This is a genomic window from Desemzia sp. FAM 23988, assembly GCF_045528365.1.
Taxonomy (GTDB): Bacteria; Bacillota; Bacilli; order Lactobacillales; family Carnobacteriaceae; genus Desemzia.
In genome coordinates, this window is record NZ_JBGQQS010000008.1 from 15,932 (window position 1) to 38,899 (window position 22,968).

Sequence of the window (22,968 nt, forward strand, 5' to 3'; positions counted from 1 at the left end):
ATGCTTTCAATTGAAAATGTAACTAAATGGATGGATCTATTTATTGAACAACTACAAGAAAATAAAGTTTATCTAAGTGAACTGGACACCGCAATTGGTGACGGAGATCACGGCAACAATTTAGCTCGCGGGGCTGCTGCGTTGAAAGAGAAACTAGCAGATAATGAATATGAAGCTTTAACTGATTTGTTAAAAGACATCGGTATGGTTTTCGTCAGCAAAATCGGCGGAGCTTCAGGTCCTCTATATGGATCTGCTTTTATCAGTATGGCTAAAGCCAGCAAGGACAATGACGGACTAGATTTAGCTGAATTATTGGAAGCCGGTTTAGATGGTATTCAGAAACGAGGCAAAGCTGTCGCTGGAGAAAAAACCATGGTCGACGAATGGATTCCGATAGTAGACGCTGTCAAAGAAAATTCCTTAACCACCGAAATCATTGAAGAAGCTGCAGCGAAAACAGAACAAATGAAAGCTACTAAAGGCCGGGCCTCTTACCTAGGCGATCGTTCCGTTGGTCATTTAGATCCAGGCGCCATGTCCAGCAGCTATCTTTTCAAAACTATGCTAGAGGCGGGTGTATACAATGGGTAAAGAAATTGGTATTTTATTGGTTTCACACGTTGAAGAAGTGGCGCAAGGCTTAACGAAACTATTAAGCCAAGTAGCAGCTGATGTCACAATCAAACCTGCTGGCGGTACAGAAGATGGCGAAGTGGGAACTAGTTTCGACAAGATTTCTGCAGCTGTGGAAGAATTTGAAGAAGATACGATCATCGCATTTTACGATCTTGGCAGTGCCAAAATGAATCTGGAAATGGCGATTGAAACTTCAGACAAAAATATCACATTATACGATACAGCGTTTATTGAAAGTGCGTATACAGCAGCTTCTCTCTTGCAAGTGGAAGTTCCTCTGGAAGATATCGATAAACAATTAGCTGAATTGAAAGTGAAATAACGCTATAAAGAAATAGGCTATCTCAACTGAGACAGCCTATTTTTTTATATCTTATTCCCCAGCTGCACGACGTTCTTGTAAGATACGTGTGTTTTCTTCCACTTGTTTTTTGCCTAAAGGATAGATGAAGGCTAAAGCAAGAGCTACCATCAAGTAACCCAATGCAGGAACTCCAGTTGCCACTCGGTAAATATTATCTGCTACTGCTTGTGATTGAGAAGCTGCACCAGAGACAAAGCCAATAGCCGTCAATGCAAAGCCCCCTAATCCACCAGCAAATGCTTGTCCAATTTTACGAGAGAAAGAGTAAACTGCATAAATCGTTCCGTCTTCACGATTGCCAGTACGTACTTCTTGGAAGTCAATGATATCTGAGATAAATGCCCAGATAATGATGTTAAAGTAGTTCATACCTAAGTTCCCTAAGAATGAAAATGTTAAGAAAGCCCATACATTATCCAGTTTTAAGAAGAATAAAATTCCATACATTACAGCACTGAAGATCAAAGCGATTGTACCGAATTCTTTTTTCCCAAAACGTGCAGCGATTTTACTTGCAAATGGAGCCAGCAATAATACCCCTACCGTTCCAAGAACACCCGCAATAGCAAGACCTGAAGTATTCGTAAAGTAAACTGTATATAAGTAAGCATTCATTGAACCTACTAACAATTGTGCCAACAATAAGAAAATGGCCGCAACAATGATACCCAATAAGGCTCTATTCGTTGTCAATCCTTTAACGATGGTTTTCATTTGCTCACCCATCGACTCAGTTTCAGAAGCATCTTTTTCCGGGAGTTGGATTCTTTCCGTAGACCAGAAGTACAAAAGCGCATACAATACTAAAGCAATAATAGCAAATACACCAGCAACCATTGTAAAGCGTTCAGGAATAATCACTTGATTACCAGAACTATTGGTTGTATAAACAGCTAATGGAACAGCAAACGAGATAACGATAGATGCAATACTTGCTCCAACACTACGGAATGTAGATAAAGCCGCACGCTCTTCTGCTTTGTCACTAATAACTGAAGCCATTGAACCATAAGGAATATTGATACCAGTATAGCAAAAACTACCCCAAAATAAGTAAGTTGCATAAACGTAAATCATTTTAGCTGGCATAGACCAATCTTTTACGACATAAACAAACATCAAAAAACCACCAATAACTGCAAATGGAGCTACCCGACGTATCCATGGTCTGAATCTGCCATCTTTTGCCGGTTTAAAAGTATCAACGATGCGTCCCATCCCAATATCTGTAAAAGCGTCTACAATTCGTGCTACTAAGAATAAAGTTCCGACTGCTGCTCCGCTAATCCCTAAAACATTTGTATAGTAAACCATCAAGAACGAACTAGCAAATATAAAGAACATATCGTTGGCCATATCCCCTGCCATATATCCGATTTTATCCTTCATCCCGAAAGGACGTACATCTTTTTTTGCCGCTGTAGCTAAAGTACTATTTTCTTCTACATAACTTTCTTTTGCCATTTTATTTCCTCTTTCCTTTGTGAGTGTTATAGAATACTTTTGTTTTGTAGTATCACAATGTAATACATAGCATCATCAAAGGAAACCCTTTACAAGATTAATATCTCAAAAAAGAATCCGCTTTTTTATTTTTTTGAATAAAACATGTCTTTCTTGTGCACAGAAACACAATCAAAACGTTGCTTTATCAATGATAGCGCTATTTTTAAAAACTTCAAAAATCTAAAAGAATTTTTTTACCAGTTAGTTTAGTAGTCGAGTTTTAGTTTGGAACTTTATCGAGAAAGAAATAGTCTCGGTATTCAAGTTGTAAACTTCATCATCTAGGCGGCCTAGTTGATGTTAATTCTCTGCACTTCATCGTTAAAAAGAAACCTGACAGGAAATGTTTCTCCCTGTCAGGTTTCTTTTTAATATTAGCTGACCGCCTTCCTTTTACGCGTTGCACAATTCAGCCCGCGCTGCTTATCCTACTAAAATATAAACGACGAGAGTTAGGTAAAGAACACCTAATTCTCGTCGTTTATATTTTTTTAACGCCTTGCTTAACTTTCTATCCTAATGGTAATAATTGGTATAATAACGCGGCTACTGCTGCTCCGACTAATGGTCCTACGATGGGAACCCATGCGTATCCCCAGTCAGAGTCGCCTTTATTGGCGATCGGCAAGATTTGGTGAGCGATTCTTGGACCTAAGTCTCGAGCCGGGTTGATGGCATATCCAGTTGTTCCTCCTAATGAAAGACCAATAGATACGATCAATAAACCAACTACGATCGGGTTTAATCCATCTGTAAATTCACCTTGTGTGAAAGCCAATAATCCAAATACTAACATACCCGTACCGATAGCTTCACTAACGATATTGGAAATTGGACTTTTAATTGCCGGACCTGTTGAGAAAACACCAAGGATTGTTTCAGAGTCTTCTGTTGCTTTCCAGTGCGGCATGTAGTGGACCCAGACCAACACTGCTCCAGCAATACCTCCTAATATTTGTGCACCCATATAAGGCAATACTAAATCCCAGCTAAATTCTCCTGCTATAGCCATTCCTAATGTTACTGCTGGGTTAATATGCGCCGGGCTTAAAAATCCTGATGAGAAAACAGCTATTGTAACCGCTAGTCCCCAACCTAATGTGATCATCAGCCAACCTGTATTAAATCCTTTTGTTTTATTTAATACAGTGCCCGCCACAACACCGTCCCCTAGTAACACTAAAATCATTGTTCCAATAAATTCTCCAATCAACTGTTGCCATAAAGTTGTGTCCATTCTCTTTCCCTCTCTTTCATTCTCATAGTCTTAAGCCTCAATTCCTGCTCACTTCATGTATTGCATTTTCCAAATCCTGACTCATCTTTTTATTCGCTGCTTCATCCCATTGATAAAAATCAGCCATAACATTTACTACTGCATCTTTGATTTCTTGCACGTGCGGATGATTAAATAGTAACGCATCTGTTCGACGAGCAAAATAATCGGTTGGTGTCAGTGTCATTTCATGTTCTAAAGAATATTTCAGTGATAAACCTTCTCCAGGATTTAATCCATGTAATTGATCAAAAGCCTCTGTTTCATTAAATAAGATTTCTGCGTTTGAACCATACCATTCTACTAATCGCATAGCTTCTGATTTGGGCAACCCTAATTGCACACCTTTTGCTGATAATTCTTCTATATATTTACCAAACCCGTCTCCTAATGGAACATCTCCACCAGAAAGCTTGATGGCTTTTGTTTCAACTTTTGGAAACTCTTTGCCGGATTTCTCTTTCAGCCGTTTTTCAATCAGATCGATCGATCCCTCAGCCATCCGACGGTAATCCGTCAATTTTCCGCCAGCGATGGTCATTAAGCCATCACTCGACTCTTTCAAAGAGCTTCCACGAGATACGGCAGAAGGATCTTTTCCTTTCCCCTCACTGATCAACGGTCTTAATCCTGCCCAGCTGGCTTCAATGTCTTCGTTGGTCAAATGTGCTTCAGGAAAACGCTGATTGACAGCTTTAAGCAGATATACTATGTCTTCATCAGTCACTTTTGGATCGGCAATGTCGCCTTGATAATCTGTATCCGTAGTCCCAAAATATGTTTTATCCCGTCGTGGTACAATAAATATCATACGATTGTCTTGTAAACCAGTATCGGTATAAATAGGTCCATTTACAGGCAATCGGTTCTTGTCCACTACTAAATGAACACCTTTCGTGGGCCGCATTCGACTTTCTGTTTCCGGCAAACTCATTTTTCTTATCGTGTCTGACCAAGGTCCTGTGGCGTTGATCACCACGGTCGCTTGAATCTCAAATACTTCGCCAGTCAGTACATCTTCTGCTTTCACTCCACATATTTGATTCTCTGTATCGTAAATAAAAGCGAGAGCTCGAACATAATTTGCAATGACAGAACCGTATTCATGGGCTTTTTTCAATAATTCAAGCGTTAAACGAGCGTCATCAGAAGTGTAATCCAAATAAACACCGGACTCCAATAACCCTTCCTTATTCAGAGCTGGTTCTCTACTTAAGGTTTCTTCTCGATCCAAAAAGTAATGTTTGTATTCTTCCTGCACATCCGAAAGCTCATCATAAAGTTTTAACGCCACCTTTGCTGAAAAAGAATCAAATGAAGCTCCATGTTCATCATAGATCGGAAGCGTCATTGGAGCTGGTTGGACAATATGAGGCGCGTTATTGTAGATGATTTCTCGTTCTTGAGATACATCCGCTACCAATTCAACCTCAAATTGCTTTAAATAACGCAAGCCGCCATGAATCAATTTCGTAGAACGACTGCTTGTTCCTGCAGCAAAATCCTGCATTTCAATCAATCCGTTGGAAATGCCTTTAGCTCCGGCTTCTAACAAAATTCCTGCACCAGTGATGCCCCCGCCGATAATCAATAGATCCAGCGGTATCTGTTTCATAGTCTCGATATTTTCTTGACGAGTCTTTCCTGAAAATGCCATGTTTCCATAACCTCCTTAAAGAACAACGTCGTGTTTCATAGTTTAGTCTTCGCTTTTTCTTAACGGTTTGTGTTTGAAGACTTTTGTAGCCTCAACAGCATTTTGCCATCCTGCATATAAGTCTTCACGTTTTTCAGCATCCATTTTGGATTCGAATGTAGCGTTCTTTTCCCAATATTTTTTGATTTCTTCTTGGCTGTTCCAAAATCCAGTTGCTAACCCTGCAAGATAAGCAGCACCTAAAGCAGTTGTTTCGCTTACTTTAGAACGCTCAATCGTCACATCTAGAATGTCGGCTTGGAATTGCATCAAGAAATCATTATTGGCTGCTCCACCGTCAACACGCATAGTCGTCGTTTCGATGCCGGAATCTTTATTCATCGTATCGATGACGTCTCTTGTTTGATAAGCTAACGACTCCAAAGTAGCTCTGATAAAGTGTTCCTTGGTTGTTCCACGTGTAACTCCGAAGACTGCACCACGTGCATCTTGATCCCAGTGAGGGGCACCTAATCCTGTAAAGGCTGGGACAACATAAACATTGTCCGTAGTATCTACTTTTTTAGCATATTCTTCTGATTCTGGAGATGATCTGAACAGACGCATACCATCACGAAGCCACTGAATAGCAGATCCAGCTACAAAAATACTTCCTTCTAAAGCATAAGTTACTTCTCCATTCAAACCGTAAGCAATGGTAGTTAACAGTCCATTTTTAGATTTGATAGGTTCTTTTCCGGTATTCATAATAATAAACGCACCTGTACCATAGGTATTTTTGACCATACCTTTTTCGTATCCTGTTTGCCCAAACAGTGCAGCTTGTTGGTCCCCCGCAATTCCTGCTATCGGAACTTGCTCTCCATAGAAATGCTCTGCGATGGTTTTTCCGTAAACTTCAGAAGAAGATTTTACTTCAGGAAGCATAGCTTCGGGAATATTTAAAATTTCTAAAATCTCTTTATCCCATTCTAAGTCATAAATATTGTACATCATCGTACGGCTGGCATTAGAATAATCGGTAACATGAACAGCACCGCCAGTCAGCTTCCAAACAAGCCATGTATCGATCGTTCCAAATAATAATTCACCTTTTTCAGCTCTTTCTTGAGCTCCTTCAACTTTATCCAACAACCATCTAACTTTAGTAGCAGAGAAATAAGAATCGATCACTAAACCAGTTTTTTTGTGGATCATATCTGTGTAGCCGTCATCTTTTAACTTTGTAGAAATATCATTGGTTTGTTTTGATTGCCACACCACTGCATGATAGATTGGGCGGCCATTTTCTTTATCCCACACCACGGTAGTTTCCCGTTGATTGGTGATTCCGATACTATCGATTTCACCGGGTCTAAGTCCTGACTCGATCAAAGCACCGGCAATAACCGTCAACACAGAGATCCAGATTTCATTTGCATCATGTTCTACCCAACCTGGTTCAGGAAAATATTGAGTAAACTCTTTTTGGAAGGTCCATTTCGGGTTCCCTTCCTTATCAAAAATAATAGCTCTGGTACTGGTCGTTCCTTGGTCGATCGACATGATATATTTCTTTTCCATTCTCTTGCCTCCTAAATTTTTTTCGCTTACATTCTTTTAAAATGTAAGCAGTTACTTTTAAAACTACTATAACGTTCTTTATTTAAGGAGTAAAATAATAACCTTCTTATTAGGAAAAGTTTTTTTCTCTGTCACAAATGAGTCATAATGGTTATCTTTTTACGATTTAGTGTTTCATTGTTATAATCTATATGAAGAAGTTAACGGTTGAAATCAATACCCATTCGATAAACAACTTTTTCAAAAAAAAAACAAGGAGCTGAAAATATCGTGAATAAAGCACAGGTAGACATTATCAAAAATGGCAAAGGTTTTATCGCTGCACTGGACCAAAGTGGTGGAAGTACGCCGAAAGCTTTAGCACTTTACGGTGTGGATGAAAATTCATATTCTGATGAAGATACAATGTTTGATCTTGTCCATGAAATGAGAACACGTATTATTACCTCTCCATCATTTAATTCAAATTCGATACTAGGGGCTATTCTTTTTGAGCAGACTATGGACCGTAAGATCGAAGATGACTATACAGCAGATTATTTATGGGATAAAAAAGGCATTGTCCCTTTCTTGAAAATCGATAAAGGTTTGGCAGAAGAAGCTGAAGGCGTTCAATTAATGAAGCCCAATCCAACTTTAGATGACTTATTGAAACGCGCAAACGAACGAAATATTTTTGGTACGAAAATGCGCTCTGTTATCAAAGAACCCAATAGAGACGGCATCCATCAAGTAGTAGACCAACAATTTGAAACAGCAAAACAAATTCTCAATGCCGGTTTAGTGCCGATTATTGAACCAGAAGTCAATATTTACAGTGAAGACAAAGAAAAATGCGAAAGTCTTTTGAAAGAAGAACTCTTAACGTACTTGGATCAACTGGATGACTCTCAAAATGTGATGATCAAGTTATCTATTCCAACAGTCGCTGATTTTTATAGAGAATTGATCGAACATCCTCGCGTTCTGCGAGTAGTGGCTTTGTCTGGAGGTTATCCGCGCGAAGAAGCCAACGAAAAATTGAAAAACAACACCGGCTTGATTGCCAGCTTCTCTCGTGCTCTATCTGAAGGACTATACGCTAATCAATCGGAAGAAGAATTTGATGCGATCTTAAAAGATTCTATTCAAGAAATTTATGATGCATCTGTTTCTTAATTTAAAACCAATAAAAGCCCTTTTCACTAGTCAGTAGTGGAAAGGGCTTTTACTGTAGGATGAAACAAGCTTTGCTCTTTTCTTTAAAAGTACTCTATTGAATGAGTTACTTTTTCAGCAAGTACAGGCGATCAAATTCAATGGCTACTTCATAGGCTCCGACTTCTTCTTGGATTTTCTTTTGGATAGAGGCGTGGAGGGCTTGGTTAGTAGTCTTTTCAATATTATCAGGAACTACTAAATCAAAACGAATAATAGCTGTTCCATTTTTTTCTTCCACACGAAAATCATGGAACTTAAGATTCAGTTGATAGGATTGCAAGATGCGTTTGACTTGTTTGTAAATGTTCGTTTGTTCCTCATTCTGGATTGCGATCGGGTCCAAATGACACACCAACTCTACCTCTAACTGTTCTTTAAATTCTTTTTCAATAGTATCGATTACGCGATGGGCTTCTGTCAAACTCCAGCTGTCATCGATCTCGATATGAATAGTAGCAAATGTTTTGTTTGGGCCATAATGGTGGAGCAGTAAATCATGGTAACCCACGATAGCCGTATAATTGTCTAAAAACTGCGTGATTTTTTCTATTTCTTGTTCATTTGGTCTTGGACCAAGCAAGTCATCAATTGAGTCGCGTATGATTTGGATTCCATTGTATAAAATATACACCGCAATCAATGTACCAGCATAACCGTCTATTTGCCAGCCAAAAAGAACTTCTACGATGGAGGCACCTAACACAACCAATGTGGTGTAAACATCGTTGTAACTGTCTTGAGCCGCTGCTTCAATAGCATTGGAATGGATCGTATTTGCTACTCGCTTATAGAAATACCCCTGACACACCTTTATCATCACTGAGACTATCAACAGGATAAAAACAAGCGGTGTCGTGGATAAAGGCTCTGGATTCAAGATGCGTTGAATGGAAGTTAATAAAAATTGAAATCCCACAAACATGATCCCGATGGAAACCATTAGTCCGATGATGTATTCAGAACGTTCGTGACCGTATGGGTGTTCTTTATCTGCAGGTTTGGCAGCCATATGAAAACCAAATAATGTAAGGATAGAGGACGCGAAATCTGCCATGCTATTGATTGCATCTCCTATAATAGAGACGCTTCCAGATATCCAGCCTGCACTTAATTTAAACAGAAAGAGAAGCAGGTTGGAAAATAAGCCTATTTTACCAGAGAAAATCCCAATCTGAGAACGACTCCCTTTTTTTAGCTGCTGATTAAGGTAATAATCTATCCATTTTTTCATCGTTTACAAGACTCCTAAAATATAGTATTCGTCCATTATAACAAAAGAATCGAATTTTTCACGTCATTTTTCAGCTCAGATGGTTCCTTTTTAACAACAATAAAAGAATGAGAACTTTTAGTAACCCAAAAGTTCTCATTCTTTAACTGTTGTCAAACTTAGACCACATTCAGCGTTCTTCGATTTTCTGGAAGATCAATTTTCCGATGTCCTGCATCCAAGCATACATTTGAGCTTCATCTTGGACGTCCATAGCAAGAGCTGCGATATACACTTTCTTGTCTTTGTAGCGGAATAAAGCCACATCATGCAAGACAGTGTTGTCTTCATCTGTTTTATTTAATATTTCCAGAATAGGGATATTTTTTTCGGTTAATGATCCAGGCAATCCGTTTCGAAATTGTTGATTTACTAAAGGAAATTCAATTTTTTCTTGCCACTCCAGATTCTGTTCTCCTAATTGAATGATGTCTTTCATCACTGCAATGGCTCCCTTAGGAGAGATTTCATTGGTCAAGCCAGAAGCATAATCCATCAAGTAACGTCTTAGCTTCACATCTTTTTTCCATTCTTTTGTTTCGATCCATTCTTGAATCGTTCTGAGCCCAACATGGGCGATCAATTGGTTGGTCGCTTCATGATCTGAAACAGCGATCATCATTGTCAGCAAATCTTCTATGGTCCATTTTTCGATTCGGGGCAGTAAATGCAGTACCCCTTTGCCTGCGATCCGTCTTTCCGTTGGTACAATGATTTCTTCCAGCAGATCCATTTGCCCACGAACAGCTTTTTCATAGTAAAATAAATAGATGGGCAACTTGGTCAGATTCGCTGCTGTAAACAGCTTTTCTGCTTGCCACGTTACCATTTTATCCCCTACTGAGACCATCAAGCCTTTAGTGTCTAAGGGCGTATACTGCTTGTTCACAGCAATGAGTTCTTTTTCCCATTCCATAAAGATCCCTCGCTTTCACAGAAATTAGGTGTTCCTATTTAGCTACCTAACGAAGTTCTTCCTGACACAACCATTACTCTGACTGCATTTTACCTGTTGTTTCCTCACTATCATCATATAGCTTTCTTGTCTTAAAAGCCACTGATTAGTCATCGCTCAATTTACTAACTTAGGGCAACAAAAAGTGACCGCATTCCTTTAACGGCCACTTTCCTGCTTATAATATTCCAACGACTTTTGTGCCATGTACTTCTTGCACCGCTAATTCTTGTTGGATTTCTTCTAAATTATCTTGCGTGATTCCTCCACCGGGCAAAATAATGATCCGGTCTCCAGCATAATTGATCCCTTCTCTTAATTTGACAAAATGCTCTTCAATCGGAGTAGTCAAAGGACCTCCGTGTGTTAAAATACGTGAAAAGCCTGCGTCACATAACCAATCGATAGTTTTCTGCTGAAAATCTTCCGCAATCTCATCAAATGCCATATGGAATGTCTTCTCCATGGAACCGCCATACTTAACGACTTGACGTAAAAAATCTTTGTCCAGCTCTTTCTTTTCCGTTAAAGCTCCAATAACAATGCCATCAACCCCAGCATGTTGAGCCAGTTGAATGTCTCGCAGCATAATAGCCTTTTCGATATCGTCATATACAAAATTACCGCCACGAGGACGGATGATGGCCATAACCGGAACCGCCTTGGTTTTGCAATAAGCTATTGCTTGTTCCATTACACCTAAACTGACCGTTGTTCCCCCAACAGCCAAGTTATCACACAGTTCAATTCGATCGGCTCCTTGTTGAATAGCTTTAGGAATCTTGGTGAAGTTTTCTACGCAGACTTCTTTTAACATACTATCTCCTCGTTCCTTTTGATTATCCTACTAACCGTTTTTGGCAAAGCTTATAAAAATGATGTAGTGTTCCTGTTAAACCAGCTTCTCGAGAAAAATCAAACATAGGATTTTCTTTGACTAAATACTCCTGAACCGTTCCTTCATAAATCAATTCGACTTGTTCAAGTTGTCTAAAGTCATCCGGTGTCGTCAGGTGCGGAGCTTTATCATGCAGCTGAATATCGGCTTCTTTCAGTGCATGAGCTACAAATTGTGAGCAAAAATAAGCATTGTCACGATTAAAGTCTCTGTGCAGCACGATCGCTAACAGGCCTAAAAAGTTGTACTTATATTTGTCTTTGTCTTTCTCAAATTGACTCATCATAAACTGCAGCTGTTTGTATTGCAGTGGCGTGACCTCTAAACTGTAGAGCTCACAAAAAGCTTCGTTTAATAGATGTGCTGTCACATCTTCTCGAACAAAACCTCCAAAAAACGGATTATAGACATTCTTTCTTGCGAAACTGTAAACTTGAGTCAACTGATTGTCTAAAGCTAAAGAGGCATGATTGTAAGGTTTACGTGTATATTTTTTAATCGCTGTATTCAAAACAGTTCCTGTATCCGTTAAAAGCAAGTAAATTTTCATTTTTCCCCTCTGTTTTTCATTCTATGATAGTATCTTACTACTGATTATGTACTGCTTATTCGATGCGTTCTGTTCTCTACATCTAAATTTTAGTATAGCACAATTTTTTCGTGACGCGAGCACAAAAAAACGACGATTATTCGTCGTTTTTAGGCTTATTTTATTAAGGGTAACGGATATATTGTTGCTGCCCTATCATTTGCTCGACATTTATTTTAACTCCGTAATCGAAATTCAGCTGCAGCATCTCTTCACGATTTTCAGCTTCAATTAAATCTAACGTATGTAGACTATTCTTCAATCTTTCTTTATTTTTTGTTAGTTCTTTAACAAAATACCGTTGATTTTTAGTCAACTTCTTCCATTCTGCAGTAGTTTCTAAATACGCTACATAGGCTTCTATTTCAGCATTTTTTTCCAATAACAATTTGAGCGTATCGTATTGGTACAGATTGACTATCGCAGCTGTTTTTTGTGTCTTTCTAACATCGTCTACGGTAATCTCTTCCCGAATCAATACATCTTTTTCATAATAGTCCTTGTATTCTAAAATGCATTGATTGTATTCCTGGTGCCACTCCCACAGTTTTTGGTAGGCTTGATGTCCTGCAATGACCTCTGATAGTTCACTATCCACAGGAATCGCTAAAGGAAGCGTATAATAATCTAGATCGATTTTCAAGTGGTCTTCTCCAATAGAAAAAATATTTTTGCTGATATCGGCAAATGTAGACAAGTATGTCTGTGCTTCGTAAGCTTCAGCTTTCACTTCTTCTCCATCCAAAGTAAAATAAGCTGTCCCTACACTTTCTCCACCTTTAGTAAATCCTGTCATATAATACAATTTTCCATTTACACGGTAAGAAATCGGATTGACAAACGTTCCTTCTGTCCATGTTTTGAATTTCTTCATTCTTTTTGTTAACTGTTTAATGGTATTTTTATCCATTTTTTTCTCCTCATACTTTTTTTCTAATTGAATTCCAATCCAGTATAGCAAATTTTTTACTGGTAATCGTCAAAAAAGCACCGAAAGACTTCGCTGCTTTTTCACCGATAGTTATAAAATTACTATTTTGTTTGTTGGAGAGTCTACATTAATAAGCAGTTAATCCGCCATCTACAATAAACTCAGAACCTGTTGAATAGCTGGATTCATCAGAAGCTAAATACAATACAAGGTTGGTTACTTCCTCAGACTGAGCAACTCTTTTCAATGGAATTTGTTTTGCAAAAGCCTCTATAACAGCCTTTGTATCTTCTTGAACCACCATCGGAGTTGCAATCACACTTGGATGCACTGAATTGACACGGATACCATAATTGGCACATTCTCTTGCAGCAGCTTTTGTCAAACCGCGAACAGCAAATTTAGTATCAGTATAGCCAACAGCTCCCCCAACGATACCGTTCATAGAAGAGATGTTCACAATAGAACCGCCACCGGCTTTTTGCATAGACGGAACCACTGTTTTCATTCCTAAGAATACAGAAACTTGATTGATCTCCACAATGCGGCGGTAATCTTCTTCCGTTGTGTCTAGTAGAGATTTGCCATTGTGATGCCCGCATTGTTGACTAAGACATCCACTGGTCCAAATGTTTCTTCCGTTTTAGCAACAACAGCAGCCCACTCTTCTGCAATAAAGCGTCTTGCATGAGACTCACCCATACCTTGAGCAGCACCAGTAATAATGATAACTTTTTCTTCTAAACGAGCCATAAAAAAACTCCAGTTCCAGTAATAAAATCATTTTTATTTTTTAATGTTATTTCAATAAACCCTAGCTTCTTTCAGTGCTTCCGTACCTTTAGGAGTAATTTCTAAATAAATCGCTCTACAATCATTCTTATCATACATCCGTTTTACCAATTCAAGCTTGGCCAGTTTTTCTGCCATTTTTGTACTCGTACTTTTGGAATACCCTAATGGTTCAGTCAAGTCAATGTGCTTTACCGGACCTTTGGCTTCTATCTTACTTAAAACACTAATGGTTGATATGCCAATAGGATAAGAAAAATCTTTAGTAAATCGAACAATATTTCCATTGATTACCTGTTCAATCATATGAGTTAGTTTGAAAATATTCGTTGCATTCTCCATTTAAACCTCCTATGAAGCTATAACCTGCGTACTAATCTTGACCAGTTTCCACGGTCAACTAAATACGCTTACAAAATAACAGTAGAGCAATGATTGTTAGGAACTTCAGACTGGTTGACCCTCCTTTATAACTCAATTGTTTCTATGTAAACAATTTAATTTAGAAGTATCTAGCTAAATTAAATTATTTGTCCTATATTTTGAGGTTCCATATTGGCACATATGCAATTAGAAGCAGATGAATGCTTTATACATTCCCCTGCCTCTAATACCCTATTTCTTTTCACATCCATACGTCACTTTGATAGCCATCTTTATGCTCTAAAGAATGTTTTACTTTTGCAGGTATTATGTCTGTATTTCCTGCTTGAAATAACTTTAATGATATTCATCCAGAATTTGTTGGGTAATCTCTTGGGGCGTTCCGCTGGAAATAATTAAATCTGTATCTTCAGGCGATTCCAGCTCTTTAGTTGCTTGACAGAAATCGATTCTCTTTTCAATGGATTCTAAAGTATCGCCTCTATTTTTCATACGTTCTATCATTTCTTCTTCGGTAATTTGAAAAAAGATCACTTTCGTTTCCTTTGCAAATTGTTCCTTCATCACACGAGCGCCATTTTTATCTAAGGTCACTTGCACTGTGTCGTACTTTCTCAACTTGCTTTCGACTTCTCTCACAGATAAACCATAAATATTCTCAGCATAAAAAGTTTGTTCAATAAACGGTTCTTCCTTCATTTGTTCGTTGGTTCGGAAATAATAATGGATTCCATTCTCTTCTCCTAAACGCGGCTTTCTTGTCGTTGACGTTACCAATTTAGGGATACCTTTTTCGACCAGCAAATCACTCACGGTTGATTTCCCGCTGCCGCTCGGTCCAACTAAAACCAAAATCCTTTTCTGACTTGGCATTTCCTTCCTCCTTGTTATTTCTCGATAGTGTTTTTATTGTACCAAAAAAGACTTGAAAGGTTGATTAATTTATATTAAAAATCAAAAAAGAAGAGATTATGGCAAATCCATCTGTAAACAGGAAGAAACCAGTTTTTTTCTGCGTTTTTCCTTTGACAAAAGAATAAATATAGTGTAAATTGTTCTAGGTGCGAATTTTAATTAGATGCAAATCTTTAAAAGTTCGTGTTTTTTTGTGTGCTAATAGAGCAACACTAAATAAAGAAACGAGGAATAGTCATGAAAATTTTTGATTACGAAGACGTTCAATTGATCCCTAATAAAAGTATTGTAAGAAGTCGTTCAGAATGCGACACTACTGTTACTTTAGGAAACCATACATTTGCATTGCCTGTTGTTCCAGCGAATATGCAAACTGTTATTGATGAAGAATTAGCTGAAAAATTAGCGGCCAACAATTATTTCTATGTTATGCACCGCTTTGATGAAGCCAGCCGTATCCCATTTATTGAAAAAATGCACGCTAAAGGTCTTTTTGCTTCTATTAGTGTAGGAGTAAAACAAAACGAATATTCATTTATCGAAGAATTAGCTGAAAAAACATTGATCCCAGAATATATCACGATTGATATTGCTCATGGTCATTCACAATCGGTTATCGATATGATCCAACACATCAAAAAACATTTGCCAGAATCATTTGTGATCGCTGGAAATGTAGGTACTCCAGAAGCTGTTCGTGAATTGGAAAATGCTGGAGCAGACGCTACAAAAGTCGGCGTGGGTCCTGGGAAAGTTTGTATCACGAAATTAAAAACTGGATTCGGTACTGGCGGTTGGCAATTAGCGGCTATCAATTGGTGTGCTAAAGCTGCGCGCAAACCGATTATTGCTGATGGTGGAATCCGTGATCACGGTGACATCGCTAAATCAATCCGTTTTGGTGCTTCAATGGTCATGATCGGTTCATTATTTGCAGGTCACGAAGAATCTCCAGGACACACGATTGAAAAAGACGGTAAAAAATACAAAGAATACTTTGGTAGTGCTTCTGAATACCAAAAAGGCGAACGCAAAAACGTCGAAGGTAAGAAAATCATGCTTGAACACAAAGGCAGCATCAAAGATACCTTAGTTGAAATGAAACAAGACTTACAATCCTCTATTTCATACGCTGGCGGAAAAGATCTCGAAGCCATCCGTAAAGTAGACTACGTACTGGTTAAAAACTCAATCTTTAACGGAGACCGCTAGAGAGCGGAACAGAGCGTTCAGACCACTGGCTATAAGAAGGAGCAGTCCAGTTGATGCTTTTTATCAACAGGACTGCTTCGGCTTATAGACATGTGGTCTGCTCTGTGCAGCTCGTCTTAGATAGAGAGAGTGGAGCGCGGCGTTTAGAGAGTGGAGCGCGGCGTTTAGATTACCGGCTATAAGAAGAAAAGGGTCAGTTAGGTGAACTTTCCTAACAGACCCTTTTCAGCTTATCGACGTGCAATCTGCCGCGCGCAACTCGTCTAAAGAGAGCGGAACAGAGCGTTTAGACCAGCGACTATAAGAAAATCCCCCAGACAGGTGCTTTTTACCTGACTGTGGGGATTGGCTTATAGACGCATGGTCTGCTCTGTGCAACTCGTTTTAACTAAAGAGTGGCTAAAAGTAGATTCTACAATATTTGACATTGGTAAGTAGAAAATACACTTCTGTTTAACTCTAACCCCATTAGAAACTCATTCTTAGAAATTACTGGAGGAATATGGGGTTGCTTATAGCGATGAAAAGGATGCAAAAAAGGAAACACTGTGGGCGTACACCCAAGTGTACCAGGCTTGTAAGCTGCTGAAGCAGCAACAATCATGGCTTTCCATAAGCAACCCTATAGGCCGGAGGAAATTTCTTTACTAACGTTAGAAGATGAAGATCCTAAAAGTAAAAACATCAAGGAGAACCTCCTTGGTGTTTTTTTTGCAAAATGATACTACCTATCTTTTTAACTCTTCCATTGACTAGTAAAAAAAGAGGTTCTAGCCGCAATTAATCGCAGCCAGAACCTCTTTTATTTGCACAGCTTAAAATGTATCAATCGTAAAGCTGATTTGTTTCGTGTCTCCTGATTCCAGTAAAATAATGCCGTCTTTTTCTTCTAACGTGCCTATTTCACCAGCAATATCTGGAAGTCCAAAGAAGGGTTCGATACAAATAAATGGTGCGTCGATTTGTTCTTTTGTCCATAGACATAGATATGGGAAGTCACTGACGTTTAAGGTTACCCCATGTTCTTCAGGACTAGTCAAGGTAATTTGATTCAATTTTGGCTCATCAATAATAATCAAACCGTCACGGAATGTTTCATGATTCATTTGCATCACACCATCGCGCATTTCACGAAGCACTTTTCGGTTTCCACTACGATAAGGCAGTGGGTTGCTTTCGAAGTATTTAACCTCTTCTTTTGGACTGATCGTAATCGTGTAATCTTCGTAGTTGCCGGCTCCGTTTAACGGAACGTTGAAAGCAGGATGACCTCCGATAGAAAACGGCATGCGTTCTTCTGAATGGTTATCCACTTTATAGCTCACAGAGACTAGTGAACCGATTAACGTGTACTCAATGGTCAATGTAAACTTATAAGGATACATTTCCGCTGATTGTTCGTTGTTCTGTAACGTGAATACCGCTTTTTCATCCGATTCTTTGATGGCTTCAAAGTCCATTTCCTTCGCAAAGCCATGTTGCGGCAGCTCGAAGACAGCGTCGCCTTTTTTGTATTTGTACTCATTCAAACGGCCAATGATCGGGAACAAGTTCGGCGCGTGGCTGCTCCAGTATTCGGGATTTCCATTCCAAAGGTAGTCAAAACCTGCTTTCCTATTGTAAATCTTTTGCAATTCTGCTCCTTTAGATGAAATCTCAACAAGCAGTTCTTCATTTTCCAATGTAATCACGTAAATCCCTCCAAAAATAAAATCGTTTTTCTTTTTCATCATAAATCTTTTTCTACTTTTTAGCTAACAGAACATTTTAATTAAACAGAGGAATGTGTCTTCTTATTCTCATAGCGATCAAAACAGCTAACCCGGCTTTTACCAAATCGCCTGGTATAAACAAGCCCATTCCTGTCCAAAAGACTTGTGTAATGGAATAGCCTGCTCCTAAGTAACCATTTAAAATCAGAGCCATGTAAGGCATTCCAATCAAGTAAGTAAGGAAAGTCCCGACTATCGTTGCTTTCGCGTAAGAAACCATGTTGTTTTCCCACTTGAGCAACATCCTGCTCATTGCCCATGCTGCTAAAATAAAGCCGAACAAAAAGCCAAAGCTGGGACTCAGTACTGATTGACCTCCGCCAAACACTAATTTCAGCAACAAGTGCAAAACTTGCGTCAATAAGGCTGCTTTTGGTTTTAACAACAGACCTGTCACCAGTACAAAAAGAGTCTGCAGAGTAAACGGTACGGGTCCCATCGGAATAAGGATAAATCCGCTTATAAACGTCAAGGCAGCCATCAGACTGATTTGCGTAAGGTCTCTAACCGATAAAGTCATTTTTCATTACCTCCCACCAATCGAATGCTGATTTCTCCATAACGCAAGGTCTTCATTTGTCCATCGTTCAGTTCCACAATTAATCCGCCTTCGTCATCAATCGCTCGCGCAGTCCCGCTCATGACTTTCTGTTTGTCTGTAAACGAAACTGCCTGACCCAAAACGAAACAGCGTTTCCGGTATTCGTCCAAATACTGGATACTGTCTAAATGTTGGTATATATCATCTAGCTGGTTGATAATTTCTGCTGCTAGATGATTGCGCGTCAACGTTACTTCTTGCTCTTGGAATAAAGCGCCGATAATGGATCGAAACTCTTCAGGAACTGAATCAGAAACTTTAAAATTCAATCCGATCCCTATGATAATGGAATCAATCGTTCCCGTTTCAAAATTCAGGATTCCTTCTGTCAAAATACCGCAAATTTTGCGTCCGTCAAGAAAGATATCGTTCACCCATTTGATTACGGGTTGTTTACCAGTTAGTTTCTCAATCGCTTGACATACCGCTACTGCTGCTACTGTAGTGATGGAAGCTGCGTTCAACTGGTCCTTATTTTTGTAGATCAAGCTCATGTACAGACCTGTTTGGTGAGGAGAGTAAAACTGTCTGCCTAAACGACCTCTTCCTTTTGTCTGTTCTTCCGCTAATAAGATTCCTTTGTTGATAGAGCGCTCATTAATGATGTTTTTAGCTTCATCATTTGTGGAACCGATTTGCGGATACACTTCAATGAAATCCGGTTCTTCTTTGAGCAGGGAATGCAGAACGGTTTTAGATAAAATATCCGGCTCATTGGTCAAGAGGTAGCCTTTGTTGGTAGTGGCTTCTATTTGAAAGCCTTCTGACTGCAATGATTTGATCGCTTTCCAGACAGATGTTCTTGAGACAGCTAAATGGTCGGCTATTTCCTGACCTGACACTGCTGATTCTTTATGCTGGTTTAAATAATCCAATACACGATTTTTTGTTGCCATTTTTTCACGCTCCGTATGTCATTTCTTATCTTCAGTTTACTTTTATTCCGCTCGTTGTCAACCATATTTTTTTAAAGGGTAACAATAAGCATGAACAATCCTAACGTTAGACAGCTAAAGAAACAAATTTATTCAACGTATCGTTGGTTTGGCTATTATTCAAAAAAAACTGCAATCTTCTATATAGAAGATTGCAGTACTATTTGCTATTCAATATCCAAAGGCACTCTTTTTGTTGGAGCTGGAAATGCTTGATCCAGTCTGTCCAACTCTTCTGAAGTCAATTTGATATCTTGAGCAGCGATGTTTTCTTTCATGTGTTCCAGATTTCCGGTACGTGGAATAGCAATGGTATTTTGTTGATGAAGAATAAAGGACAAAATTACTTGCATTTCGCTTACTTGATGCTTTTTAGCGATAGCTTGAATCGTATCGTTATGCTGCAAGCCTGAATTTAAATTACCGCCTTGTCCCATTGGGCAATACGCCATCACAGGTATGCCTATACTGTCCATATAAGGTTTCAAAGCAACCTCGATACCGCGTGAGCCTAGGTGGTACAATACTTGATTGATTTGATTTTGGTCACCATCAGCTTTATTCCGCAATGATGCTACTTCTTCTAAATCAAAATTGGAGATTCCCCAAGCTTTGATTTTACCTTCTGCTTTTAATTCTTCAAAGACTTCGATCGTTTCTTGCAGCGGCACTTGTCCAAGCCAGTGCAATAAATAAAGGTCCAAATAATCTGTTTGCAATCGTTCCAAGCTGGTGTTTAAACTTTGACGCATTCTTTGTTTACTCGCATTTTGAGGCAATACTTTTGATACTAATTTAAAACTTTCTCTATCGAAACCTTGAATCGCGTCACCCACTAACTTTTCAGAATTTCCATTACCATACATTTCGGCAGTATCAATTAACGTCACACCATGTTGCAGCGCATATTGAATCACTTCTTTTTCTTGCTGGTGATTCTCTTGTCTATCCCCCAAATGCCACGTCCCTATGCCAAATTTAGGATATTCTTCCCCATTTGGTAATTTAACCATTCTATCCCTCCTTGTAGACTTACTTTATCAAATCAAATCAGGTATAGGAAACTGGAACGCGTCAGCGTGGAGAAAAAAGTTTGTTCCCTCGGAAGTATTCATCAAGTGACACTGTATTTTGGTCTCACTTGGTCACTAACTCCACTTTATTCTTCAAGTGACACTTCTTTTGTACCTCACTTGATCAGTAAATCCGCTTTATTCTTCAAGTGACGCTTCTTTTGTACCTCACTTGATCACTAAATCCGCTTTATTCTTCAAGTGACGCTTCTTTTGTACCTCACTTGATCACTAAATCCGCTTTATTCATCAAGTGACGCTTCTTTTGTACCTCACTTGATGAATAAAATACACCAGTCTTATCTGCTTCGCTTTGCAATTAAAAAAGAACCCGTCACCGAGTTCTTTTCTTTCAAAAAATTGATTCAGATACTTTTCGTTTTCGAAAAGTTCACCTATTAACACTCATTTCTACTCACCCAATTGCGCCTCTGGTTCGTCTGCTGATTTCCCGAAGAAATATAGGAAAGCTGCTGTAACGATCATAGACACCGGCAACACGATCCAAATCGGCAAACCTAATCCTGCTGGCAGGAAACCAAAGAGAACAGAAATGATCCCAACAACAATCGCGTACGGCAGTTGCGTTTGCACGTGGTCTAAGTGGTTTACACCCGCTCCCATAGAAGACAGAATGGTCGTATCCGAAATAGGCGAACAGTGGTCTCCAAAGATCGCTCCAGTCAATACCGCTCCTGCTGAAATTACAATAAATTCCGGGTCTCCAGAAATCCCTGCTGCTAACGGAATCGCTAACGGCATCAAGATCCCCATCGTTCCATAAGAAGTTCCTGTAGCAAATGCAATAACGGACCCCAATATGAAAATAATAGAAGGCAACAAGAACGCTGGTAAAGAATCGGATAGTAAAGATACCAAGAATCCAGCTGTTCCTAAATCAGTGATCGAAGCACTTAATGACCAAGCCAACAGCAAAATAGCTCCTGTAATGATCAGCGACTTCATTCCATTGATCCATGTATCAACAGCTTCTCCCCACGTAAAGGCTTTTTGTTTCACACCCATTGCCATAGCCACAAGACTAGCCAGTAAAGCAGCTTGGAACAACACGATGCTGGCGTCAGAAGCACCAAACGCTTCTTGGATAGCCGAAAAAGAAATGGGACTGCTTTGCATAGATTGGATCAATTCGGCGTTTTCTCCCGCCATGATTGCATTGTATCCATTAAAGTAAAATCCGATCAATGATGCTGCAATCAATGTACCTATCGGAATGATGGCATTCCAGATACTTAATTTGACACCTTCTACTGGTTCCATTTCATCCAACTCACTGGAAGAAGGACTCGGGTTGATCTCTTCTATATTCGTTGGATCAAATTTTCTCGCTCTTCTTTCTGCCTTGAGCATCGGTCCAAATTCTTTTAAAAATAGGGCTGTACAGACGACAAACAATAGCATCAAAATGTTGTAGAAGCGGTAAGGAATCGTTTCAATAAAGACACTATAGGCATTCACCGATTGTCCGATTGCTTCATAACCATCTTGGATCAAGCCAACTTCATACCCAACCCATGTAGAGATCAACGCAATTCCGGCAACTGGAGCGGCTGTGGCATCGACAATAAAGGCCAATTTTTCACGCGAGATTTTCTTTTCATCTGTTACGGGACGCATGACCGGCCCAACGATCAACGCATTGGCATAGTCGTCAAAAAAGAGAAATAATCCCAATAACCATGAAATCACTTGCGCACTGATTGGGCCTTTAGCTTTTGAAGCCAGTGCATTTGCTACCGCTCTGGTCCCGCCCATTTTAGTCATCAAAGCGATCAAACCGCCGATGACCAATACTTGCAGAATGATTCCGGCATTATAACGGTCAGCTAGTGAAGATAAAGTATACTCCACAATACTTAAAAATGACTGAACGATTGCAAACAACACATTTCCATCCACTGAATGCAGCACCATTGCTCCTGCAAAAATCCCTAAAAATAAAGATATGATGACATTTTTTGTTACGAATGCCAGCAGTATAGACACTACAGGCGGAACTAATGAAAACCAGCCAAACTGAATGGCGCCATCTGCGCCAGTCGTAAAGTCAGCTGAAAAAGTAATAAACACAAACGCTAACGCAATTATTCCAATAACTATATTTTTTTTCACTACTAAACTCCCTTTCTTTTTGAGCACAAAAAAAGCGATACCTAGAGCTCTAATCAACTCAAGGCATCACTTTTGTACATAGCATTATATACATTATTTGACCTTTTTGCTGATAGTCCTCCACAAATTTTTGTAAATTTATGACAGTGATCAGCATATTCTGCTGACCCCCAGCTTCCAATATTTGGCCATATTGCAAACTTCGGCGATTCATCCTTTCTAGTCACTTCATCGTGCCATCTCTGTGACTGTACTTTTAAAAATCGCGCCTCTATCTTTTTTTGTATTCCATGCTATGTTACA

General features: G+C 39.2%; 20 protein-coding genes, 1 pseudogene and 1 riboswitch. Of the genes and pseudogenes, 4 read left to right on the plus strand and 17 right to left on the minus strand.

The genetic code is table 11. From position 1 onward, the window contains the following. Both dhaL and dhaM read left to right on the plus strand, forming a co-directional pair. Nucleotides 1–594, plus strand: a complete 594-nt coding sequence (dhaL, locus tag ACEN4L_RS06085) for a dihydroxyacetone kinase subunit DhaL (RefSeq protein WP_407096415.1) — start codon at nt 1–3, stop codon at nt 592–594. Beyond that, nucleotides 587–961 carry a dihydroxyacetone kinase phosphoryl donor subunit DhaM gene (gene dhaM, locus ACEN4L_RS06090; protein WP_407096414.1) on the plus strand — a complete coding sequence of 125 codons (375 nt, stop codon included), beginning with the start codon at nt 587–589 and terminating at the stop codon, nt 959–961. The genes dhaL and dhaM overlap by 8 nt, the downstream gene beginning before the upstream one ends. Before the next feature lie 51 nt (nt 962–1,012). Here dhaM and ACEN4L_RS06095 read toward each other — a convergent pair whose 3' ends face one another. From ACEN4L_RS06095 to glpK, 4 genes are all read right to left on the minus strand, one after another. After that, complete coding sequence (locus ACEN4L_RS06095) at nt 1,013–2,467, minus strand: MFS transporter (protein WP_407096413.1); 1,455 nt, start codon at nt 2,465–2,467, stop codon at nt 1,013–1,015. A gap of 553 nt (nt 2,468–3,020) precedes the next feature. Further along, the gene (locus ACEN4L_RS06100) at nt 3,021–3,746 is read right to left on the minus strand and encodes an MIP/aquaporin family protein (protein WP_407096412.1); all 726 of its coding nucleotides are present in this window, start codon (nt 3,744–3,746) and stop codon (nt 3,021–3,023) included. Between the two features lie 37 nt (nt 3,747–3,783). Continuing rightward, nucleotides 3,784–5,442, minus strand: a complete 1,659-nt coding sequence (locus tag ACEN4L_RS06105; protein WP_407096411.1) for an FAD-dependent oxidoreductase — start codon at nt 5,440–5,442, stop codon at nt 3,784–3,786. 42 nt (nt 5,443–5,484) lie between these two features. Next, entirely contained in the window at nt 5,485–7,005 is a 1,521-nt protein-coding gene (gene glpK / locus ACEN4L_RS06110) for a glycerol kinase GlpK (protein WP_407096410.1), read from the minus strand. Between the two features lie 270 nt (nt 7,006–7,275). Between glpK and ACEN4L_RS06115 the strand changes: the two genes are divergently transcribed. After that, nucleotides 7,276–8,163, plus strand: a complete 888-nt coding sequence (locus ACEN4L_RS06115) for a fructose bisphosphate aldolase (protein WP_407096409.1) — start codon at nt 7,276–7,278, stop codon at nt 8,161–8,163. 106 nt (nt 8,164–8,269) lie between these two features. Here ACEN4L_RS06115 and ACEN4L_RS06120 read toward each other — a convergent pair whose 3' ends face one another. The 8 genes and pseudogenes from ACEN4L_RS06120 to ACEN4L_RS06155 all read right to left on the minus strand — a co-directional run bounded on the left by ACEN4L_RS06120 (nt 8,270) and on the right by ACEN4L_RS06155 (nt 14,897). After that, nucleotides 8,270–9,436 carry a cation diffusion facilitator family transporter gene (locus tag ACEN4L_RS06120; RefSeq protein ID WP_407096408.1) on the minus strand — a complete coding sequence of 389 codons (1,167 nt, stop codon included), beginning with the start codon at nt 9,434–9,436 and terminating at the stop codon, nt 8,270–8,272. Nucleotides 9,437–9,605: 169 nt separating this feature from the next. Then, a complete protein-coding gene (locus ACEN4L_RS06125; RefSeq protein WP_407096407.1) occupies nt 9,606–10,391 on the minus strand; it encodes a serine hydrolase in 786 nt (261 codons plus the stop codon). 217 nt (nt 10,392–10,608) lie between these two features. Continuing rightward, nucleotides 10,609–11,247, minus strand: a complete 639-nt coding sequence (locus ACEN4L_RS06130) for a copper homeostasis protein CutC (protein WP_407096406.1) — start codon at nt 11,245–11,247, stop codon at nt 10,609–10,611. Between the two features lie 22 nt (nt 11,248–11,269). Next, nucleotides 11,270–11,878, minus strand: a complete 609-nt coding sequence (locus ACEN4L_RS06135; protein WP_407096405.1) for a hypothetical protein — start codon at nt 11,876–11,878, stop codon at nt 11,270–11,272. A gap of 163 nt (nt 11,879–12,041) precedes the next feature. After that, nucleotides 12,042–12,827 carry a hypothetical protein gene (locus tag ACEN4L_RS06140; RefSeq protein ID WP_407096404.1) on the minus strand — a complete coding sequence of 262 codons (786 nt, stop codon included), beginning with the start codon at nt 12,825–12,827 and terminating at the stop codon, nt 12,042–12,044. Nucleotides 12,828–12,975: 148 nt separating this feature from the next. Beyond that, nucleotides 12,976–13,601 (minus strand): annotated as a pseudogene (locus ACEN4L_RS06145) (SDR family NAD(P)-dependent oxidoreductase). A gap of 51 nt (nt 13,602–13,652) precedes the next feature. Continuing rightward, a complete protein-coding gene (locus ACEN4L_RS06150; protein ID WP_407096403.1) occupies nt 13,653–13,982 on the minus strand; it encodes a MarR family winged helix-turn-helix transcriptional regulator in 330 nt (109 codons plus the stop codon). Nucleotides 13,983–14,360: 378 nt separating this feature from the next. Then, nucleotides 14,361–14,897 carry an AAA family ATPase gene (locus ACEN4L_RS06155; RefSeq protein WP_407096402.1) on the minus strand — a complete coding sequence of 179 codons (537 nt, stop codon included), beginning with the start codon at nt 14,895–14,897 and terminating at the stop codon, nt 14,361–14,363. A gap of 279 nt (nt 14,898–15,176) precedes the next feature. On the opposite strand from ACEN4L_RS06155, the gene guaC reads away from it, so the two are divergent. Then, the gene (gene guaC / locus ACEN4L_RS06160) at nt 15,177–16,151 is read left to right on the plus strand and encodes a GMP reductase (protein ID WP_407096401.1); all 975 of its coding nucleotides are present in this window, start codon (nt 15,177–15,179) and stop codon (nt 16,149–16,151) included. A gap of 815 nt (nt 16,152–16,966) precedes the next feature. Here the strand turns inward: guaC and ACEN4L_RS06165 are convergent. The 5 genes from ACEN4L_RS06165 to ACEN4L_RS06185 all read right to left on the minus strand — a co-directional run bounded on the left by ACEN4L_RS06165 (nt 16,967) and on the right by ACEN4L_RS06185 (nt 22,665). Continuing rightward, on the minus strand, nt 16,967–17,842 hold the full coding sequence (locus ACEN4L_RS06165; protein WP_407096400.1) for an aldose 1-epimerase family protein: 876 nt from the start codon (nt 17,840–17,842) through the stop codon (nt 16,967–16,969). A 76-nt stretch (nt 17,843–17,918) separates the two neighbouring features. Next, nucleotides 17,919–18,443 carry a biotin transporter BioY gene (locus tag ACEN4L_RS06170; protein ID WP_407096399.1) on the minus strand — a complete coding sequence of 175 codons (525 nt, stop codon included), beginning with the start codon at nt 18,441–18,443 and terminating at the stop codon, nt 17,919–17,921. Next, nucleotides 18,440–19,420, minus strand: a complete 981-nt coding sequence (locus ACEN4L_RS06175) for a biotin--[acetyl-CoA-carboxylase] ligase (protein WP_407096398.1) — start codon at nt 19,418–19,420, stop codon at nt 18,440–18,442. Before ACEN4L_RS06175 ends, ACEN4L_RS06170 begins: the two co-directional genes overlap by 4 nt. A 206-nt stretch (nt 19,421–19,626) precedes the next feature. Next, nucleotides 19,627–20,472, minus strand: coding sequence for an aldo/keto reductase (locus ACEN4L_RS06180; RefSeq protein ID WP_407096397.1), 846 nt, complete (start codon nt 20,470–20,472; stop codon nt 19,627–19,629). A gap of 471 nt (nt 20,473–20,943) precedes the next feature. Continuing rightward, a complete protein-coding gene (locus ACEN4L_RS06185; protein WP_407096396.1) occupies nt 20,944–22,665 on the minus strand; it encodes a Na+/H+ antiporter NhaC family protein in 1,722 nt (573 codons plus the stop codon). Nucleotides 22,666–22,770: 105 nt separating this feature from the next. Further along, a riboswitch (Lysine riboswitch) is annotated at nt 22,771–22,947 on the minus strand. Nucleotides 22,948–22,968: the final 21 nt, after the last annotated feature.

Coding starts and splice junctions, on each gene's coding strand:
- guaC (WP_407096401.1), top strand. CDS start 15,177: ATGAAAATTTTTGATTACGAAGACGTTCAATTGATCCCTAATAAAAGT.
- ACEN4L_RS06095 (WP_407096413.1), bottom strand. CDS start 2,467: ATGGCAAAAGAAAGTTATGTAGAAGAAAATAGTACTTTAGCTACAGCG.
- ACEN4L_RS06180 (WP_407096397.1), bottom strand. CDS start 20,472: ATGGTTAAATTACCAAATGGGGAAGAATATCCTAAATTTGGCATAGGG.
- ACEN4L_RS06135 (WP_407096405.1), bottom strand. CDS start 11,878: ATGAAAATTTACTTGCTTTTAACGGATACAGGAACTGTTTTGAATACA.
- ACEN4L_RS06130 (WP_407096406.1), bottom strand. CDS start 11,247: ATGTTAAAAGAAGTCTGCGTAGAAAACTTCACCAAGATTCCTAAAGCT.
- ACEN4L_RS06140 (WP_407096404.1), bottom strand. CDS start 12,827: ATGGATAAAAATACCATTAAACAGTTAACAAAAAGAATGAAGAAATTC.
- dhaM (WP_407096414.1), top strand. CDS start 587: ATGGGTAAAGAAATTGGTATTTTATTGGTTTCACACGTTGAAGAAGTG.
- ACEN4L_RS06125 (WP_407096407.1), bottom strand. CDS start 10,391: ATGGAATGGGAAAAAGAACTCATTGCTGTGAACAAGCAGTATACGCCC.
- ACEN4L_RS06150 (WP_407096403.1), bottom strand. CDS start 13,982: ATGGAGAATGCAACGAATATTTTCAAACTAACTCATATGATTGAACAG.
- ACEN4L_RS06175 (WP_407096398.1), bottom strand. CDS start 19,420: ATGGCAACAAAAAATCGTGTATTGGATTATTTAAACCAGCATAAAGAA.
- ACEN4L_RS06170 (WP_407096399.1), bottom strand. CDS start 18,443: ATGACTTTATCGGTTAGAGACCTTACGCAAATCAGTCTGATGGCTGCC.
- ACEN4L_RS06100 (WP_407096412.1), bottom strand. CDS start 3,746: ATGGACACAACTTTATGGCAACAGTTGATTGGAGAATTTATTGGAACA.
- ACEN4L_RS06155 (WP_407096402.1), bottom strand. CDS start 14,897: ATGCCAAGTCAGAAAAGGATTTTGGTTTTAGTTGGACCGAGCGGCAGC.
- dhaL (WP_407096415.1), top strand. CDS start 1: ATGCTTTCAATTGAAAATGTAACTAAATGGATGGATCTATTTATTGAA.
- ACEN4L_RS06120 (WP_407096408.1), bottom strand. CDS start 9,436: ATGAAAAAATGGATAGATTATTACCTTAATCAGCAGCTAAAAAAAGGG.
- glpK (WP_407096410.1), bottom strand. CDS start 7,005: ATGGAAAAGAAATATATCATGTCGATCGACCAAGGAACGACCAGTACC.
- ACEN4L_RS06105 (WP_407096411.1), bottom strand. CDS start 5,442: ATGGCATTTTCAGGAAAGACTCGTCAAGAAAATATCGAGACTATGAAA.